This is a genomic window from Blastococcus sp. SYSU DS1021 (assembly GCF_054050995.1).
Window position 1 is genome coordinate 14851 of sequence record NZ_JBJHAL010000006.1, and the last position, 18025, is coordinate 32875.

The 18025-nt window shown below is 74.6% G+C and carries 15 protein-coding genes; 9 read left to right on the forward strand and 6 right to left on the reverse strand.

Annotated elements, in window-relative coordinates; genetic code table 11:
* Positions 1-15 precede the first annotated feature (15 nt).
* Positions 16-867, reverse strand: a complete 852-nt coding sequence (locus tag ACI8AP_RS06065) for a DUF1206 domain-containing protein (protein ID WP_456588440.1) — start codon at positions 865-867, stop codon at positions 16-18.
* Positions 868-984: 117 nt separating this feature from the next.
* Here ACI8AP_RS06065 and ACI8AP_RS06070 point away from each other — a divergent pair, with 117 nt between their 5' ends.
* The 3 genes from ACI8AP_RS06070 to ACI8AP_RS06080 are packed head-to-tail and all read left to right on the forward strand — an operon-like array spanning position 985 to position 4582.
* Entirely contained in the window at positions 985-1647 is a 663-nt protein-coding gene (locus tag ACI8AP_RS06070; RefSeq protein WP_456588441.1) for a hypothetical protein, read from the forward strand.
* Positions 1648-1689: 42 nt separating this feature from the next.
* Positions 1690-3312: an SIR2 family protein gene (locus ACI8AP_RS06075; protein WP_456588442.1), complete on the forward strand. Its 1623-nt coding sequence runs from the start codon at positions 1690-1692 to the stop codon at positions 3310-3312.
* A gap of 40 nt (positions 3313-3352) precedes the next feature.
* Positions 3353-4582: a cytochrome P450 gene (locus ACI8AP_RS06080; protein ID WP_456588443.1), complete on the forward strand. Its 1230-nt coding sequence runs from the start codon at positions 3353-3355 to the stop codon at positions 4580-4582.
* 80 nt (positions 4583-4662) lie between these two features.
* Here the strand turns inward: ACI8AP_RS06080 and ACI8AP_RS06085 are convergent, their stop codons facing one another.
* Positions 4663-6963, reverse strand: coding sequence for a HelD family protein (locus ACI8AP_RS06085; RefSeq protein WP_456588586.1), 2301 nt, complete (start codon positions 6961-6963; stop codon positions 4663-4665).
* Positions 6964-7096: 133 nt separating this feature from the next.
* On the opposite strand from ACI8AP_RS06085, the gene ACI8AP_RS06090 reads away from it, so the two are divergent.
* Positions 7097-7768, forward strand: coding sequence for an NUDIX domain-containing protein (locus ACI8AP_RS06090; protein ID WP_456588444.1), 672 nt, complete (start codon positions 7097-7099; stop codon positions 7766-7768).
* Between the two features lie 269 nt (positions 7769-8037).
* Here the strand turns inward: ACI8AP_RS06090 and ACI8AP_RS06095 are convergent, their stop codons facing one another.
* Positions 8038-8799, reverse strand: coding sequence for a hemerythrin domain-containing protein (locus ACI8AP_RS06095; protein WP_456588445.1), 762 nt, complete (start codon positions 8797-8799; stop codon positions 8038-8040).
* 255 nt (positions 8800-9054) lie between these two features.
* Here ACI8AP_RS06095 and ACI8AP_RS06100 point away from each other — a divergent pair, with 255 nt between their 5' ends.
* From ACI8AP_RS06100 to ACI8AP_RS06120, 5 genes are all read left to right on the forward strand, one after another.
* Positions 9055-9855: an alpha/beta fold hydrolase gene (locus tag ACI8AP_RS06100; protein WP_456588446.1), complete on the forward strand. Its 801-nt coding sequence runs from the start codon at positions 9055-9057 to the stop codon at positions 9853-9855.
* Complete coding sequence (locus tag ACI8AP_RS06105) at positions 9852-12095, forward strand: SpoIIE family protein phosphatase (RefSeq protein ID WP_456588447.1); 2244 nt, start codon at positions 9852-9854, stop codon at positions 12093-12095. Before ACI8AP_RS06100 ends, ACI8AP_RS06105 begins: the two co-directional genes overlap by 4 nt.
* 69 nt (positions 12096-12164) lie before the next feature.
* Positions 12165-12470 carry a hypothetical protein gene (locus ACI8AP_RS06110; protein ID WP_456588448.1) on the forward strand — a complete coding sequence of 102 codons (306 nt, stop codon included), beginning with the start codon at positions 12165-12167 and terminating at the stop codon, positions 12468-12470.
* A gap of 111 nt (positions 12471-12581) precedes the next feature.
* Positions 12582-13742: an acyl-CoA dehydrogenase family protein gene (locus ACI8AP_RS06115; RefSeq protein ID WP_456588449.1), complete on the forward strand. Its 1161-nt coding sequence runs from the start codon at positions 12582-12584 to the stop codon at positions 13740-13742.
* Positions 13742-14815: an acyl-CoA dehydrogenase family protein gene (locus tag ACI8AP_RS06120; protein WP_456588450.1), complete on the forward strand. Its 1074-nt coding sequence runs from the start codon at positions 13742-13744 to the stop codon at positions 14813-14815. The genes ACI8AP_RS06115 and ACI8AP_RS06120 overlap by 1 nt, the downstream gene beginning before the upstream one ends.
* A 21-nt stretch (positions 14816-14836) precedes the next feature.
* Here ACI8AP_RS06120 and ACI8AP_RS06125 read toward each other — a convergent pair whose 3' ends face one another.
* The 3 genes from ACI8AP_RS06125 to ACI8AP_RS06135 all read right to left on the reverse strand — a co-directional run bounded on the left by ACI8AP_RS06125 (position 14837) and on the right by ACI8AP_RS06135 (position 17685).
* Positions 14837-15457 (reverse strand): hypothetical protein, encoded by a 621-nt coding sequence (locus tag ACI8AP_RS06125; protein ID WP_456588451.1) that lies wholly within the window; start codon positions 15455-15457, stop codon positions 14837-14839.
* Positions 15458-15567: 110 nt separating this feature from the next.
* Positions 15568-17103 carry a DUF222 domain-containing protein gene (locus ACI8AP_RS06130; RefSeq protein ID WP_456588452.1) on the reverse strand — a complete coding sequence of 512 codons (1536 nt, stop codon included), beginning with the start codon at positions 17101-17103 and terminating at the stop codon, positions 15568-15570.
* A 39-nt stretch (positions 17104-17142) separates the two neighbouring features.
* The gene (locus tag ACI8AP_RS06135) at positions 17143-17685 is read right to left on the reverse strand and encodes a hypothetical protein (protein WP_456588453.1); all 543 of its coding nucleotides are present in this window, start codon (positions 17683-17685) and stop codon (positions 17143-17145) included.
* Positions 17686-18025 lie beyond the last annotated feature (340 nt).

Consider the following 18025-nt stretch of genomic DNA (forward strand, 5'->3'; position numbering starts at 1 on the left):
CTCGAAGCGGGGCCATCAGGTGCGCTCGGGGTACCGGGCGCGGACGAAGCAGTAGGCACCGAAGGCGGCGATCCCGACGGCGACGAGCGTCAGCAGCACCGGCCCGGCGGGCGCGGTCAGCAGCGTGTGCAGGGCACCGTCCAGGCCGGAGGCCTTGGCGGGGTCGAAGGTGGCCGCTGCCCACACCAGCAGCCCGCCCACGAGGCCGAGCGCGACGCCCTTGGCGGGGAAGCCGACCTGACCGAGCCGGGTGACCAGCCGCCGGGCCGAGGCGGAGCAGCCGGCCAGGTCGATCTCGCGGAGGAAGCGCTTCGTGACTCCCTTGTGGACGAGGTAGCCGCCGACCCCCACGACGGCCAGCCCGGCGGCCACCACCAGCCAGCGCCCGGCGGGCCAGCCGAGGACGCCGGCGGTGGCCTGCTGCTGGGAGCCGGAGCTGCTGCCCTGCCCGCCCCCGGTGGCGAACCGGATCGCCAGCACCGCCAGGGCCAGGTAGACGACGGCCTTGGCGGCGGCCTTGCCCGTCCGCTCCCACGCATTCCTCCGCCGGTCCCCGGACCCGGTGAGCCCGTGCCGCCAGCGGAGGATCTCCGCGGCCTGCCACAGCGCCAACGCGACGAGGCCGATGCCCAGGACCCACAGCAGCGGCTCGCCCAGCGGCTGCTCGGCCAGGGTGGCGAGCGCACCGGACTGGTCGGCCTGCTGACCGGTCCGCCCCCACGCGAGCTGCAGCGCCAGCCAGGCGATGAGCACGTGGACCAGCCCGTAGGCGATCAACCCGACGCGGGCGAGGTGCTCCAGGCCGTCGCTGTCGGCTGCCCGTCCCGCGGCGTCCGCGGCCGACCCGGCGCTGCCCTGCACGCTCATCCCCGGTGCCTTCCTGACCTCGGTCCCGTCCGCGTGGAACGCGGCGATGATCAGCGTGGCACGGCCACCGGCCCGGTGCCTCCCCGAGCGCCGGCGGGGGTGAGGGACACTGGGCCCGTGGCGAACGGAACCGGAATCCTCTCGGCCGGCACGGTCAGCGCGGCGACCCCGGAGGTCGCGCGGCGCACCTGGCCGCGGTGGCTGGCGCTGGGCCTCGCGATGATCGCGGTCGCGGTGGTCGCCGTCGTGTGGGAGGCAGCCGGTGCCCGGCTGCTGCTCGGCGCCGTGGGTCTGTTCCTGGCCGTGCGGGGCGCCGTCCTGCTGCGCGGCGCCCGCTCGGGCGCGGTGGCGGGTGAGGTCGCCGGACGGGCGCGGTCGCTGGGCACGGCCGCCGTCGTGGCCGGGGCCGCGGCCCTGGTCGTCGCCGTCGCCTCGGCCTCCCTCTCGGCGGTGGTCCTGCTCGTCGGCGTCCCGCTGCTGCTGCTGGTCACGTCGCTCGGTCTGCTGGGCCGGGGTGGCGCGGCCCGGCGCGGCGGGCAGGCGCTGCTGGTCTGGTCGCTGCTGGTGACCGGGTTGCTGGTGGTCACCGGCCTCGCGCGGAGCTGGGACCGGGCCGCCGACGTGGCGACCGTGGTGGCCGCGCTGGCCGTGGCGGTGCTGGGTGTTCCGCTGCTGGTGGGTGCCGCGAACCTGCGCACGGTGGCCGCGACGCCCGCCCCGGCGCCGGTGCGCGCCGGCTGCGGCGGCTGCGCCTGCGGCGCCGGCGGCTGCGGGTCCTGACCGGCGGCGCATGACCCGCGGGCCGTGGGTATGGGCCCGGCCGTGAGCGGACACGTCTTCGTGGTCGGCGCGGACCTGACGCAGCTCTCCTGCGACGACGTCCTGGTGCCGACCGACCGCTCGCTGCGGGTGGCCCGCGACTGGTGCTCCCTCCTGCCGGAGGAGCTGATCACCGACCGGCAGGCCGACGGGAACTGCGTGGGACTGTCGTGGTCGGGGGACGAGCGGGTGCTCGAGGTGCCCGACGAGGGTCCGCGCCGCGCCTGGCTGGTCGACACCGTCGACGGGGGCGCGGACGGGTCGGGGAGCCGGGGGCTGTCCTGGTTGCTCGACGGGGCGCGCGAGGCGCTGGCGGCGGTCGCCCGGCGCGAGGTGCCCGAACCGGTGCACGGACGCGCGCGGCGGCTGGTGGGGCTGCCCGCGCTGGGCACCGGCTGGGGTGGGGCCGCCGGCGAGCGGGGGTCGTTGCTGCAGCAGTTGCTGCCGGTGCTGCGGGAGGCCGCCCAGGAGCACGGTTTCGACGTCGCCCTGGTGCTGCGCCGGCCCAGCGACCTGGCCGCCGCCCAGCGGGTCCGCCGGGGCGAGGAGGAGGGCTGGGACCTGCCCGGGCACCTGCGGGAGCTGGCCGAGGACCTGGGCGACCGGGCGCGCCGCGGCCAGCTGGCGCTCTTCATCGGTGCCGGGGTCAGCGCCGCCGCGGGGCTGCCGACGTGGGAGCAGCTGGTCGACGAGCTGGCCGCCCGATCGGGTCTGGACGACGAGCTGCGCGCGGGGCTGACCCGCCTCCCCGCCCAGGACTCGGCGGCGCTGCTGGCGCGTGAGCTCGGGGCGGAGGAGCTGACGGCGTTCGTCCAGGAGCGGTTCGGTCCCGGGCCCTACGCGCTGGCGCACGCGCTGATCGCCGACCTGCCGGTGCAGGAGTTCGTGACGACCAACTACGACCCGCTGGTCGAGCTCGCCGCCGACGACATCGGCCGGCAGGTGACGGTGCTGCCCTTCGACGAGGCCCGGCCGGGGGCGCCGTGGCTGCTGAAGCTGCACGGGGACGCCGCGCACCCGGAGAGCGTGGTGCTGACCCGGGAGGAGTACCTGCAGTTCGGCAACACCGGCGCCGCGCTGGCCGGGGTGCTCCACTCGCTGCTGCTGACCCGGCACGTGCTGTTCGTGGGCACCTCGATGCTGGACGACGACCTGATCCGGATCGCCCACCAGGTGCGCACCGCACTGCAGACCCAGGGGTCGGGGACGGCCCGGCGGACCGGCACCGTGCTGGCGCTGCGGGAGGACCCGGCGCGCGCCCGGCTGTGGGAGCAGGACGTCCAGACCGTGGCGATGAGCCCGGCCGACGCCTCGCCGGCCGAGGCGGCGCGCCGGCTGGAGGTGCTGCTCGACCTCATCGGCTGCCTCTCCACGCCGCCCACCGGCTACCTGCTGGACCCGGCGTACCGGGGGCTGCTCAACGACGAGGAGCGCGCGCTGGCCGAGGCGCTGGCCGGCGTCGCCGAGGTGCTGCCCGACGACGCCTCCTCCCACGTCGCGCACGAGGTGGCCGGGCTGCTGCGCCGGCTGGGGCACGGGAGCTCCGCCGCCGACGGGGACGACCCGCCCGCCGACGTCGCCACCCGGCCCCGCGACGACCGGACCCAGGAGCAGCGGTCCGGCTGACCACGGTTGTCCCCGCGCGCGGGTGGGCACCGCAGCATCCATGCCACGACTCGAGAACAGCCTGAAACTGCTGTCCAAGGGCTACGGCTGGCTGCCCGACGAGCGCCGCCGGGCCGGGAAGCACGCGGTCGGCGTCCGGCTGGGCGGGTTGCCGGCCGTCGGCATCGAGGGTCCCGAGGCCGCGCGATTCCTCTACGACGAGGACCACGTGCGCCGCTCGCACGCCATCCCCGAGCCGGTGCAGGGCACGCTGTTCGGCAAGGGCGCGGTGCACACGCTCGACGGCGAGATGCACCGGGTGCGCAAGGCCATGTTCATCGCGCTGCTGATGCGCGAGGACGGCATCGCCTCGCTCGTGGAGCGCACCACCGCTGCCTGGGACGCCGCGGTGCCGGAGTGGGCCGCCCGTCCGCAGATCGTGCTGTTCGACGAGGCGAGCCGGGTGCTGGCCGGCTCCGTGGCGCGCTGGACCGGCGTCCCGGTGCGCGACGAGGAGGTGCCCGACCTGGCCCGCGACATGGTGGCGATGGTCGACGGCTTCGCCACCGGCGGGCCGCGGCACTTCCGGGCGCGGCGGGCCCGCGGCCGCCGGGAGAGGTGGCTGACCCAGCTGGTGCAGGACGTGCGCAGCGGGCGGACCCGGGTGGAGGAGGGGACGGCGGTCGACGTCGTGTCCCGGCACCGGGACGCCGACGGCACGCAGCTGCCGGCGAACGTGGCGGCGGTGGAGCTGCTCAACATCATCCGGCCGACGACGGCGGTCGCCTGGTTCATGGCCTTCTCCGGGCACGCGCTGATCCGCTGGCCCGGGAACCGGGAACGGCTGGCGGCCGGTGACCCGGCGTTCGCCGAGGCGTGGGCGCACGAGGTCCGGCGGTTCTACCCGTTCGCCCCGTTCATCGGCGGCCGGTCGCCGCAGCGCAACGAGTTCGCCGGCGAGGAGATCCCGCAGAACGCCATGGTGCTGCTGGACCTGTACGGGCAGAACCACGACCCGGCGCTGTGGGACACCCCGTACGCCTTCCGCCCCGAGCGGTTCCTCGACCGGGAGATCGGGGAGTTCGAGCTGGTGCCGCAGGGCGCCGGCGACCCGCGCACCAACCACCGCTGCCCGGGGGAGCAGATCACCGTCGCGCTGCTGTCGGCGCTCGCGGTGCGGCTGGCCCGGCTGGACTACCAGGTGCCCGACCAGGACCTGGAGATCGCGCTGCACCGCATCCCGGCCAAGCCGAAGAGCGGCGTCGTCCTGGCCGTCCGCGGCAGCGCCTGAGCTGTTCCGCGGACAGTCTGCCGCTGAGTGCACCTGCACTCAGCGGCAGACTCCGTGCGACACGGTGCCGGCCCGGCGGGTCAGCGCGGGTCGAGGTTCTTGAGCTCCGGCGGCAGCTCACCGGGGTGCACGACGCCGAGGCGCTGGGTGGCCCGGGTGAGCGCGACGTAGAGGTCGTTGTGCCCGCGCACACCCTCGTCGAGGATCCCGACGGGATCGCCGACCAGCACCGAGTCGAACTCCAGGCCCTTGCTGCCCTCCGGGGTGAGCACCACCGGGCCGGCGGTCAGGTCGCCGTCCGCGGAGGCCGACGGGAGCCGGTCGCGCACGGCGGCGGTGACGGCCGCCAGCCGGCTGAACGGGACGATGACGGCGAGCGTGCCCTCCGCGGCGTCGTACTCCGCGGCCGCCGCGGCGACGGCGTCGGTGAACTCCTCCTCGGCCACCTGGTGCGACCACGGCAGCTCGCCGGTCGACCGCACCGACTCCGCGGCCACGGTGGCGGCGCCCCCGGCGGCCAGCACGTCCGCGGCCACGGCCATGATCTCGGCCGGGGTCCGGTAGTTGACGGTCAACTCCTCCAGGCGCCACGAGCTGCCGAGGTGCGGCTCCAGCACCTCCTTCCAGCTGGTCGCGCCGGCCAGCGTGGAGGTCTGGGCGACGTCGCCGACCAGGGTCATCGAGCGGGTGGGGATCCGGCGGAGCAGCACCCGCCAGGCCATCGACGAGAGCTCCTGGGCCTCGTCGACGATGACGTGCCCGTAGGTCCAGGTCCGGTCGGCGGCGGCCCGCTGGGCGGTCGACCGCCTGTCGCGCTCCTCGTGCCGCCCGGCCAGCCCCTCGGCGTCGAGCAGGTCGCCGGCCGACAGCTCCTCGGACTCCTCCTCGGTCTCCCAGTCGGTGGAGCGCGAGCCGTGCAGCAGGTCGAGCGTCTCCTGCGCGTGCCGCAGCCGGCTCTGCCGCTCGCGGCGCTCCCGGTCGCGCTCGGCGGAGTCGTCGACGCCCAGCAGCTCGTCGGCTTCCTCGAGCAGCGGGACGTCGGCAGGGGTCCACGGGGCCGATGCCGGGCGGAGCAGCAGCTCGCGGTCGGCCTCGCTCCAGCCCTTGGTCGCCGACTCGAGGCGCCGGCGGGAGGAGAGCAGCTCGCCGATCAGCCGCTCGGCGGTCAGCCGCGGCCAGAGCCGGTCGGCCAGGGCGAGCACGGCCGGCTCGGTGGCGACCTCGCGGCGCAGCGCGGCGACGTCACCCTCGCCCAGCAGGTTGGCGCCGCCGAGGACGTTCTCGCCCAGCTTGTCGGCGTACTTGCGGGCGACGATGTCGATGACCGCGCGGACGGCGGCCGGCCGGGCCTCGTTGTGCAGCCGGGAGGCGCCCCGGGCCCGGCTGCGCACCTGGGCGGCGTCGGCCTTGGCGAAGCGCACCGGCGTGCCGTCGATGGTGAGCACGACCGGCTTGTCGAGCACCGCCTGGCGGTCGCGCACGGCGGTGGTGACGACGCGGACCATGGCGGTGCGGCCCTTGATCTCGGCCACCTTGGGCGCCTCGGCCGCATGCGCCTGCAGGCCGGGCCGCAGCCCGCCGAGGTCGGTGAGCACCACGCCGGTCTCGCCCAGGGAGGGCAGCACGTCGGCGATGTACCCGAGGAAGGTGGGGGAGGGGCCGACGATCAGCAGTCCGCTGCGGGCCAGCCGCTCGCGGTGGGTGTAGAGCAGGTACGCGGCGCGGTGCAGGGCGACGGCGGTCTTGCCGGTGCCCGGGCCGCCCTGGACGACCAGGACCCCGCGGTGGTCGGCGCGGATGATGCGGTCCTGCTCGGCCTGGATGGTGCGGACGATGTCGTTCATCCGGCCGGTGCGGGTGGCGCCGAGCGCGGCCAGGAGCACCGACTCGCCGGCCAGCCCCGACCGCTGGGCGAGGTCGGGGTCGGTGAGGTCGAGGGTCTCGTCGGTGACGTCGACGACCGTGCGGCCGCGGGTGCGGATGTGCCGGCGGCGCCGGACGCCGAGGTCGTGCAGCGGCGTCGCGGTGTAGAAGGGCTGGGCCGCGGGGGCGCGCCAGTCGACGAGCAGGGGCTCCTCCCGGCCGTCGTCGGCGTTCAGCCCGATCCGGCCGATGTACCGGGGCACGTCGGCGTCGTGCCGGTCCAGCCGGCCGAAGCACAGCCCGCTGTCGGCGGCGTCGAGCGCGACGATCCGCTGGCTGTGCAGCTCGACCGCGGCCTCCCGCTCACCGACGGCCTGCGGGTTGTGCGGCACGGTGGCCAACGCCTCCTCCAGGCGCGCGACGGTGCGGGCGCGCACCTCGTCGAGCCGGCCGTGCAGGGCGCTGACGTAGGTCTGCTCCGCCGCGATCTCGGCGTCGAGGGACCCGGCCGGACGCACTGTCGTCAAAGGCTCTTCGCTCTCTACTGGAACGGTGGTGCAATTCGCTCGTCGCGCCGTTGTCGGCAACTGCCCATTGTGCCCACGGCGGCGGGGCCCCAGCACCGTGCCACGCACCACTAACGTGCTGCTCGTGACGCAGATCCCGGGCATCGACGTCCCCGACGCACGTGGCCGCACCGGCCTGGACCGGGTGGGGCGGGACCTCAGCGGGAACCCGCGGGTGCGGGTCACCGACGTGGAGCTGGTGGCCAGCGCCTGGCACGTGCTGCGCCGGACGACGTTCGAGTACCGCCGGGGGGACGGCACCTGGGTGACCGAGGCGCGGGAGACCTACGACCGCGGCAACGGCGCCACCATCCTGCTGCACGACGTGGCCCGCGGGACGGTGCTCCTCTCCCGGCAGTTCCGCTTCCCGGTCTACGTGAACGGCCACCCCGACGGCATGCTCCTGGAGGCGGCCGCCGGGCTGCTGGACGAGGACGACCCGGAGACCGCCATCCGGCGGGAGACCGAGGAGGAGCTCGGGGTGACGGTGGGCGAGCTCGAGCACGTCTTCGACGTCTGGATGAGCCCGGGCTCGGTCACCGAGCGGCTGCACTTCTACGCCGCGCCGTACACGGCGGCCGACCGCACCACCGCGGGTGGCGGGGTGGCCGAGGAGGGCGAGGACATCGAGGTGGTGGAGCTGCCCTTCGACGAGACGCTGCGGATGGTGGCCGACGGCCGGATCGCCGACGCCAAGACGATCATGCTCCTGCAGTGGGCAGCGCTGTCGGGCCCGTTCGCCCCGGCTCGCCGTTAGCCGACCGCGCGTCGTCCGGATCAGCCGATCCCTCACCCCTTCGGGGTGTCCACGGGATTAGTTGGCGTTCCATCGCAACTCTGCGGACACCTTCTCGACACACCGGTTCCCTAGCGTCGTCGGCACGACGACGAGGGGAGGACCAGCCATGAGCACGGCGACCAAGGAGCGGACCACCTGGGTCTGCGACAACTGCCACGGGCGCGAGATGAGCGCGCGCAAGCGCTGCCGCGACTGCGGCACGTCCCGCTACTGACGGACCCGGCGGCTCAGCGAGCGGGTGGGGCGCCGCGCAGCCGGACGACGGCGGCGCGGTAGCGGCCGCCGCCGTAGAGCCGCCAGACCATCCGGGTGGCGCGCGGGATGCCGCCGAGCAGGCGGGCGCGGTCGGCGGCGCTGCAGTCCTCCAGCGCGAGGCCCAGCACGAGCAGCTGCTGGCGCCCGGAGAGCCCGCAGCGGGCGGTCCGCACGACGGCCGCCCATGCGGCGTCGGTCAGGTGGGCGTCGAGGAGGGGAAGCAAGGTCGCTTCCTCCTCGGCGGTCTGCGCGGCGACGTCGTCGGCCAGCTGCCGGCAGGAGCGGGCGAACGTCTCCCGGGCCCGGCCACTCCCGGAGCTGGCCCACTGGCGGGCCGCGGTGTCCAGGTCGCGCAGCGCGGCGTCGATGCGCCCGCACGACGACGTCCAGGTGGCGACGGCGGCCGCCACGGCGGGACGGGCCTCCTCGGGCGCGCCGCAGAGCAACGCCGGCCACAGGACGTCCCGCTCGACGGCGTGGTGGTGCAGGAGCACCCGGCAGATCAGCCCGGCGTGGCGGGTGAGCAGCCCGGTGCGGGAGCACTCGCCGTCGGGTGCCCAGGTGACGACGTCGGCCAGCGTGCGCAGCTCCCGGCGCACCAGCTGGTGCAGCACCCGCTGGTAGGCGGCCGCCCGGCCGGAGGTCGAGGGGACAGCGCGGGCGGGGGCGGGGGCGGGGTCGACCGGGCGCCGGGGCAGCGGGACGGCGGGGGGACGGACCGCGGTAGCGGTCATGGCGCGCACCTCGTTCAGCGGGTTCGGGCCGGTGCTCCGGGCCTGCCGGAGCGCGGGATGCGGGGAGGGTAGGGCCGGACGGGCGGCGTCGGCGGCGGTTCCCGAGCGGCGGACGCGCGCTGCGGCGGCGCGCGGCGGTGCGTCGTCCCGGGCTCACCGACCGTCATGCCCGGGGGGCGGGGGTCGGCGTGGACGGGTCCGCCGGGACCGTGCGGATGGAACACACCGGACGCTCGTTCCACTACGGTCGGATCCGTGGGCAGCGTCATCACGCGGAACCGGGTGAACGTCAGCGGCCCGCCCGAGGGGCGGCCGCTGGTCTTCGCCCACGGCTTCGGCTGCGACCAGACGCTGTGGCGCCTGGTCGCCCCCGACTTCGCCGTCGACCACCGGGTCGTGCTGTTCGACCACGTCGGGGCGGGGCAGTCGGACCTGTCGGCCTACGACCCGGAGAAGTACGGCTCCCTCGACGGGTACGCGAGCGACGTCGTGGAGATCTGCCGCGAGCTGGCGCTCACCGACGCCGTGTTCGTCGGGCACTCGGTGAGCGCGATGATCGGGGTGCTCGCCTACCACCGCGCGCCCGAGCTCTTCGGTGCGATGGTGATGGTCGGGCCCAGCCCGCGGTACGTCGACGACGTCGACTACGTCGGTGGGTTCAGCCGCAGCGACGTCGCCGGCCTGCTCGACGCACTGGACAGCAACCACCTGGGCTGGTCGGCGCAGATGGCGCCGGTGATCATGGGCAACCCGGAGCGGCCGGAGCTGGCCGAGGAGCTGACCAACAGCTTCTGCCGGACGGCGCCGCACATCGCCCGCCAGTTCGCCCGGGTCACCTTCCTCTCGGACAACCGCGCCGACCTGCACGGCATCGACGTTCCCACGCTGGTGCTGCAGTGCAGCGCCGACGCGATCGCCCCCGACGCGGTCGGCGAGTTCGTGCACCGGCAGATCCCGGGCAGCGTGCTCGTGCGCATGCGCGCCACCGGGCACGTCCCCCAATTGTCGGCGCCGGAGGAGACGACGGCCGCCATCCGCGCTTTCCTGGCGCCGTGACCGGCCCCGAGAACCGCGGGGACCGGCTGGACCGCCTGCTCGACGAGGACCCGGCGGACCTCTACGAGAACGCGCCCATGGGGTATCTGTCCGCACTGCCCGACGGGCGGATCGTGAAGGTCAACCGGACGTTCTGCGCGTGGACCGGCCGTGCGCCGGATGACCTGCTCGACCAGCGGTTCCCGGACCTGCTCAGCGTCGGGGGGCGGGTCTTCTACAACACCCACCTGGTACCGCTGCTGCGCATGCAGGGAGCGGTGCGCGAGATCGCCATCGACGTCACCCGGATCGACGGCACGCTGCTGCCGTGCCTGCTCAACGCCGTCGAGGTGCGCGACGAGGACGGTGCTCCCCTGCTGGTGCGGGCCACGCTGTTCGAGGCGACGGCGCGGCGCCGGTACGAGCGGGAGCTGCTGGCGGCGCAGCGGCTGGCGGAGGACTCCGAGGCCCGCTCTCGGGTGGTGCAGAAGGTCGTCTTCGACCTGGCGGCCGCGGTGACCCCCGAGGACGTGGCGACGGTGATCGTGCAGCGTGGCCGGGGGGCCCTGCGGGCCGCCGGCGCCGCGCTGGTGCTGGTGGAGGGCGAGGCGGACGACCCGCGCGAGCTGCCGGCGCTGCGGCCGGTGCGTTCGGAGGGGGTGTCGCTCGAGCTGCTGCGCCGGCTGCGGGAGGCGGCGGGCAGCCGGCTGGCGCTGGAGCTGGCCCAGGGGCTGCGGTCGATCGTGCTCGACGCCCGGCTGCGCGCCGACCAGCCGGAGCTGGCGGCGACCATGGCGGCCGACGGGCTGACCGACCTGGTCATCGTCCCGGTGACGGCCGACTCCAAGCGGCTCGGGGTGCTGGTGCTGGCGCGCGGTGCACCGTCGCGGGGCGATCTGATCAGCCTGGAGGAGCCGGGGGAGCACCGGCCGCTCAGCCCGGCCGAGGTCGACCTGCTGTGGACGCTCGGCCGCCAGGCCGGGCAGGCGCTGGAGCGGGTGCGGCTGCACGAGGAGACCCGTCACCAGGGTGAGCGGGCCGCCTTCCTGCTGGAGGCCTCGCGGCTGATGAGCGAGGCCCGGGACGTCACCGACACGGTGCAGCGGCTGGCCGGCCTGGTGGTGTCCCGGTTGGCGGACGTCTGCGTCGTCGACCTGGTCACCGAGCACGGGGTGCACCGGCCGGTCGTGCGGCACCGGGACCCCGCCCGGCAGCCGCTGCTGGACCGGCTGCGTGCCCACCCGCCGGTGCGGTCACCGCTGCACCCGTCGGTGCGGGCGTTGCGGGAGGGGCGGACGCAGTGGATCCGCGACCTGGCGCAGGCGCGGGCGGTGGGCGACGCGGTGGCCCCCGACGACGTCTTCCGGGAGGTGGTCGGGCAGCTGGAGCTGGTCGGGGTGGTCAGCGTGCCGATGATCGTGGACGGCCGGCGGCTCGGCGTGGTGACGTTCGGGGCCGACCGGCAGCGGCCGCCGTTCACCGCCGCCGACGTCGAGGTCGCCGAGCAGCTGGCGCTGCAGCTGTCGCAGGTGGTGGACAAGGCGCTGCGCTTCGAGTTCGAGGAGCAGACCTCGCACACGCTGCAGGCGAGCCTGCTGCCGCCGTCGCCGCCCGGCATCCCGACGTTGGCCACGGCGGTGCGCTACCTGGCGGCGACGCAGGGGGTCGACGTCGGCGGCGACTTCTACGACGTCCTCCGGCTGCCCGGGGACCAGGTCGGGCTGACGGTCGGGGACGTGGTCGGCCACGACATCACGGCGGCGGCGACGATGGGGCAGCTGCGCAGCGTGACCCGCGCGATGTCGGTCGACAGCCCCTCACCGGCCGTGCTCATCGACCGGCTGCAGCAGAACTGGGAGCTGTTCGAGCTGCAGCGGATGGCGACCGCGCTGTTCGCGACGCTGGACCCGGCGTCGGGGGAGCTGCGCATCGCCTCCGCCGGGCACCTGCCACCGCTGCTGTGCGCGGACGGCGGGGCGGAGCTGCTGCCGGTGCGGCCCGCCCGCATGCTCGGTGCGCCGCCGGGGCCCGCCCAGGAGTGGACCGGCGTGCTGCCGAGGGGGGCGGCGCTGCTGCTGTTCACCGACGGGCTGGTGGAGAGCCGTGGGGCTGACATCGACGCCGGGCTGGCCCGGCTGGTGGAGGTGGCGGCGCGGTCGTGGACCGGCGACCCCGAGCAGCTGTGCGACCGGCTCCTCGGCGAGCTGACCGGGGAGCACCGGGCCGACGACATCGCCCTGCTGGCGCTGACCCGCGCCTGAGGCCGTCGACCACCTACCGGATGCCGGTGTTTCGGGTCACCATGGAGGGCGACCCCGGAGGTGGCGGTGATGGACGCATCGGCTCGTGGGAACCCGGTCACCGAGGCGATCGACGGCGCGACCGGTGACTGGACGCTGTCGGGGGACGCGATGCGCTGGTCACCCGACCTGGCGGAGCGGAGACCGGCCACCGGTGAGCTCGGGGGCCTGGAGGCGGGATCCGGCGTCGGGTCCGCGCTCGGGCTGGACGTGCAGGGGGTGCGGCGGCTGGTCTCCGGCGCGCTGGTCTCGCTGGGCACGGTGGCCACCGACGTCGTCACCGAGCTCCGCCAGCTGACCCGCGGCCCGGCGGACGGGGACGACGCGGAGGGGTGAAGCGTCAGCCGGAGTAGGTGGGTCCGGGCTCCCTGTGGGGAGCCCGGCGGTCCGGCGTCCGCGGCAGCCCTGTAGAACGGCGGTGAGCACGGCCACCCCCGAGGGAGTCGCATGAGCAACTCGTTGACACTGGCGCCCGCACCGCGGTCCGAGGCAGCCGAGCAGGTGCGGGCCGAGGTGCGCGAGTTCCTCGCCGCCGAACTGGCCGCCGGCACGTTCCGCACGCACGTCGACACCTGGCTGTCCGGCGTCGACCCGGCGTTCTCCAAGAAGCTGGGCGAGCGCGGCTGGCTGGGGATGACCTGGCCGAAGAAGTACGGGGGGCACGAGCGCTCGGCGATGGAGCGCTACGCCGTCACCGAGGAGCTGCTGGCCGCCGGCGCCCCGGTGGCCGCGCACTGGATCGCCGACCGGCAGTCGGGACCCAACCTGCTCACCTACGGCACCGAGAAGCAGCGGCAGGAGATCCTGCCGCGCATCGTGGCGGGGGAGTGCTACTTCGTCATCGGCATGAGCGAGCCGGACTCCGGCTCGGACCTCGCCTCGATCCGCACCAGGGCGACCCGCAACGCCGACGGCGACTGGGTGGTCAACGGCGCGAAGGTGTGGACGTCGAACGCGCACCACTCCCACTACGGCATCGTGCTGGTGCGCACCTCGCCGGCGGACTCGGCCAACCGGCACGCCGGGATGTCCCAGCTGCTGATCGACCTGTCCCTGCCGGGGATCACGATCAACCCGATCCGCATCCTCGACGGCGGCCACCACTTCAACGAGGTGGTGTTCGAGGACGTCGTCGTCCCGGGCGACATGCTGCTCGGCGAGGAGGGCAACGGCTGGCACCAGGTGACCGCGGAGCTGGCGTTCGAGCGGTCGGGCCCGGAGCGGTTCCTGTCGACATATCCACTCGTCGCCGAGTTCGGGCGTCGATGTGTCGACTCGGGTGACCCGGCGCAGCTGGCGGTGCTGGGGCGTCTGTCGGCGCGGCTGCTGGCGCTGCGGCAGATGTCGCTGCGGATCGCGGCGGCGCTGGACCGCGGGGAGCTGCCGAACATCCCGGCCGCCCTGGTCAAGGACGTGGGGACGACGTTCGAGGCGGACGTCATCGAGGAGATCCGGCGGGTGGTCGACCTGACGCCGTCGCTGGCCTCGCCGGACCCGCTGGCGCGGGCGCTGGCCGAGGCGCAGCTGCACCAGCCCGGCTTCACGCTGCGGGGCGGGACCAACGAGATCCTGCGCGGGATCGTCGCTCGTGGATTGGGGCTGCGCTGATGGCATCGGACCAGGACCTGGTGGTCGAGACCGTCCGGGACATCCTCTCCGGCTTCGAGCCGTTCGTGCTCACGGCGGAGCGGGCGTGGGACGCCGGGCTGTGGTCGGCGCTGGCCGACGCCGGGCTGACCGGGGTGGGGCTGCCCGAGGAGGCCGGTGGCTCGGGTGGCGAGCTGGCCGACGCGGTGGCGATCGTGCGGACCCTCGCCTCCGGTGCCGCGGCGGTGCCGGTGGCCGAGCAGCTGCTGGTCGCGGGGCCGGCGCTGCTGGCGGCGGACCTGGAGCTGCCCTCGCCGGAGGAGCCGACGACCTTCGCGATCGCCGACGAGGTGGCCGTGCACCCGGTCGACAACGGCGACGGCCCGGGGCGGTTCACTCTCTCGGGCACCGTTCCCGAGGTGCCGTGGGCGGGTGCGGCGCGGCGCGTCGTCGTCCTGGCGCCGGCCCCGGCAGGGATTCAGGGGGCGGTGCTGGCGCTGGTCGATGCGTCGTCCCTGCCGGCGGGTGACGCGGTCAACCTGGCCGGTGAGCCGCGCGGGTCGCTGGTGCTGGACCAGGCCGGTGCCGCCGGTGCTCTGCTGACCGAGGCGCAGGCGCAGGCGGTGCGGGCCCGGTACGCGCTGGCCCGTTCGGTGCAGCTGGCCGCGGCTCTGGAGCAGGTGCTCGCCTGGACGGTGCAGTACGCGGGGGAGCGGCACCAGTTCGGCCGGCCGCTGGGCAAGTTCCAGGCGATCCAGATGGAGCTCGCCGAGATGGCCGGTGAGGTGACCGCGGTGACGGCGCTGACCGACGCCGCGGTGCAGGCGCTGGACCGGGGCGAGAACGTCGTCCTCGCCGCTGCGGCGGCGAAGGTGCGGGCCGGTGCCGCCGTCGAGGTGGTGGCCCGGCTGGCGCACCAGGTGCACGGGGCGATCGGGTTCACCCAGGAGCACAAGCTGCACCACCTGACGCGGCGGCTGTGGTCGTGGCGGGACGAGGCGGGCAGTGAGCTGGTGTGGTCGCGGGTGCTGGCCTCGGGGCTGCTGGCCGGCGGGCCGGACGGACTCTGGCCGGCGCTGACCCGCGCGGTCTGAGCTGGTCGACCGCCGCCTCGATCAGACGGTCTCGGGTACCCGGAGCTCGGCCACCACGAGGTCGTACGTGGCGACCTCGACGACCTGGGCGCCCATCTGACGGGTGAACTCCTGCCGCAGCTCGGTGGCGCGTTCGAGTGCCTCGTGCATGGCGTCGCGGGAGTCGTAGGTGACGGCCGTGGTGGCGCGCCCGGTCTCCGGCTGGACGAGCAGGCTCACCGAGCAGAAGCCGGGGAGATCCTCCAGCCGCGGGAGCATGCTGACTCCGAATGCGTCGGTCATCCGGTCGAGTCGTTCGGGCTTGCCGCGGGTCCAGGTGACGCGGGCGCAGGCGCCTTCCGGTGCGGAGTGCATGCGGTGGAGGACGGCGATCGACCACTCGTCGACCACCGCCGGGCCGCCGAGGATGTCGCTGGCGCGGGCGCGCATCGCCTTCACCTGGTTGGCGCTGCGGTGCAGGGCGGTGGAGTCTTCCCAGGCGGTGGTGACGATGCAGCGGCCGGAGTGCCGGTCGACGAGCATGGAGAGGCCGATGAATCCGTCCATGCCCATGACGGCGGGGAGCACGCGGTCGCGGATGTAGACGATGCCCCGATCGATCTGCACGGGATTGCCGGCGATGGTGGTGGAACGCGCGTACATGCGACGGGTCCTCTCGCGACAGCCGAGCCTCTGGTGGGCGTTGCTGGGCTGCCCACTGTCCTCGCTCGAGCGCCGCTTGGGAACAGATCCGGACGTGCGCGTTCCGCCGGTCAGCGGAGCAGGGGATCGGGCGGGGCAGCCTCCTCGAGCCAGGGCGGGTCGGGCTCGGCTTCGTAGCACCAGCCCGGTGGCCGGGTGGTCCGGGAGACACCGCTCGGGGTGCGCACGACCAGGCGTCCGTCGTCCAGGAGTTCGAAGCGCCAGCCGCGGGCGAAGGTCTTGATGCGGTGGTGCCGTCGACACAGGCAGCAGAGGTTCCAGCAGTCGGTCGGGCCGCCGTCGGCGTGGGCGACGCCGTGGTCGATGTCGCAGCGGCCGGCGCGCCGTCGACAGCCGGGCATGCGGCAGTGCCGGTCGCGGACGTGCAGGAAGCGGCGTTGCGCTGCGGTGGGTTCGTAGGCGTTCGTCGGTGCCGGTGGGCCGAGCCCCGTGCCGGGCTCCCGCCTGTCGCCGGGTGCCGTCCGGCCTGCCGACGTCGTCGTCGCGCCACTCTTTCTCCTGGGCCGGTGGCGGCGGCGGTGCCCGGCGGCGCGGCGGAGCTCGCTGCGGGTCGCTACGGCGACGAGCCGGCCGTCGAGTGGGTTGCCGACGGCGACCTGCACGCACCCGCCGGCGGGTGCGGCGCCGACCCCGAGCATGTCGAGCTCACGCAGGATTTCCCGGCACTGGGCGGCGGTGACGATCTCGCCGGCGACCTCCGCGGCCGGCTGCGTCGCGCCGTCGCCGTCCGGGTCGTGGAGAGAGCGCAGCGGCGCGTGGATCGTCAACTGAGCGGTGACCGGCGGGCGGGAGGTGTCCCAGGGCCGCAGGATCAGGTCCGCGGCGACGGCCGCTCGGATGACGCCGATGGGACGCTGATCGCCGTCGGCGCGGAGCAGTTGGGCGTACTGGTCGATCGCGTCGGCGCAGGCCGCGGCCACGTGGACCGGCAGATCGGCGACGAGCTGGCTCATCCCGTCGCCGGTGGGGCGGGTGACGACGTCGGCACGCTTGGCCGCTTCCTTGCGGCGCTTGTCCAGGGCGGCCGCGTCGAGCCGGGCCAGCGCTCGGCGCACCCGCCCGCGGAGCTGGGGGACGGTGAGTCGGCCGGCGTGGGGGAGCACGAGGCGTTCGACCTCTGCGATGACGGACGGCTTCGCCGTGGCCAGGAGGTCGACGAGCACGCGCATCTTCCGCTCGCTGATCACGCCGGCGTACAGCGCGTCCCAGGTTCCGGTGAGCACGGTCGTGAGCAGGATCGACTCGACGGCGAGCGATTCGGCCTCTGCCTCGGTGCAGCCGCGGATCATCGCCAGCTCGGTCACGAACGTCTCACTGACCAGGGCGAGGACCTCCGAGCGACGCAGACGGTTGTCGAGCCCAGGGCCGCCGAGCGGGCCGAAGTCGCGGTCGCGCTCGATGGACCGGCGTCGGGCGAGCGCGGTGATCGCCTCCGCGCGTTGGGCGGCGTACCGGGCTGCCCGGGCATCGGAGGCCCAGACGTCGGCGACGAGTTCGAGATCGCTCAGCCCGGGAGCGAGTGTGTCGGGCACCCAGGGGACCGGGACGCCCTCGTCGGGTGCGCGGGGTGGCTCACCGGGGAACACACCTGCACGGTAGAGGCGACCACCGACAGTTTTCGCAGGTCAATCGTATGGATTGGTGAGGACGGTGCGGGCCTGCAGGACGTCGAAGGTGACCGGTGGTCCGTCGGTGGTGGTGGTGCCGGGGACGTCGGCTTCGGCGCTGCCGTCGACGGTGAAGGTGGCGCCCCAGGTGACGGTGAGGTGGGCGGTGTAGGTGCCGGGGCGGTAGCTGTGCTCGATGGTGTGGTCGGGGTACGGGGCGCCGGGATCGGTGGTGGTGATCTGGCCGGTGGAGGGGTCGCCGGTGTGCCAGGTGAACTGCTCAGCGGTGGCTTCGATGCCGACGGTGAAGCCGCGGATGTCGACGGTGAAGGTCTGGGTCGTGGGGGAGTCGGTGTAGAAGATGACCGGCAACCCGGTCAGGCCGTCCCCCGGCGGCTGGTGCTGGGTCGTCAGCTGCGGGAGCGGCAAGCGCTCGAAGTAGGAGAACACCTCGGCCGGAGAAGGTGGAGGGTTCAGCGGCGTGATGTCGATGCAGCCCTGCCGGACATCCATCCAGTCGCCGACGGGGTCGCCTGGGCTGAGCCCTTCGGGTACGGGCACCGGGGTTCCGTCGGCTCGCGGAACGACAGTCCCATCGGAGCGGACGACTCGGCGTTGCTGCACTACGAGGTACTGCACGACCCTTCCTGGCTCTTGGGGGCACTGGCGGAAGTCCATGGATGAGCAGCCACCCTGCCGTTCGTCAGCCAGCACGCAAAGATGCCGGAGCCGCCAGATGTAATTCACGGCGCCTTCTGGACTCCCGGCGACGAGATCCCCGACGCCGGGACCGGAGTACCCGACATCGACGGAGCCGCCGCCCATGTCGGTGCTGCCGCAGTCATCGAACGAGCACGCCAGGGCTGGCGCGATGCCAACCAACATCGTTCCCACGGCGTAC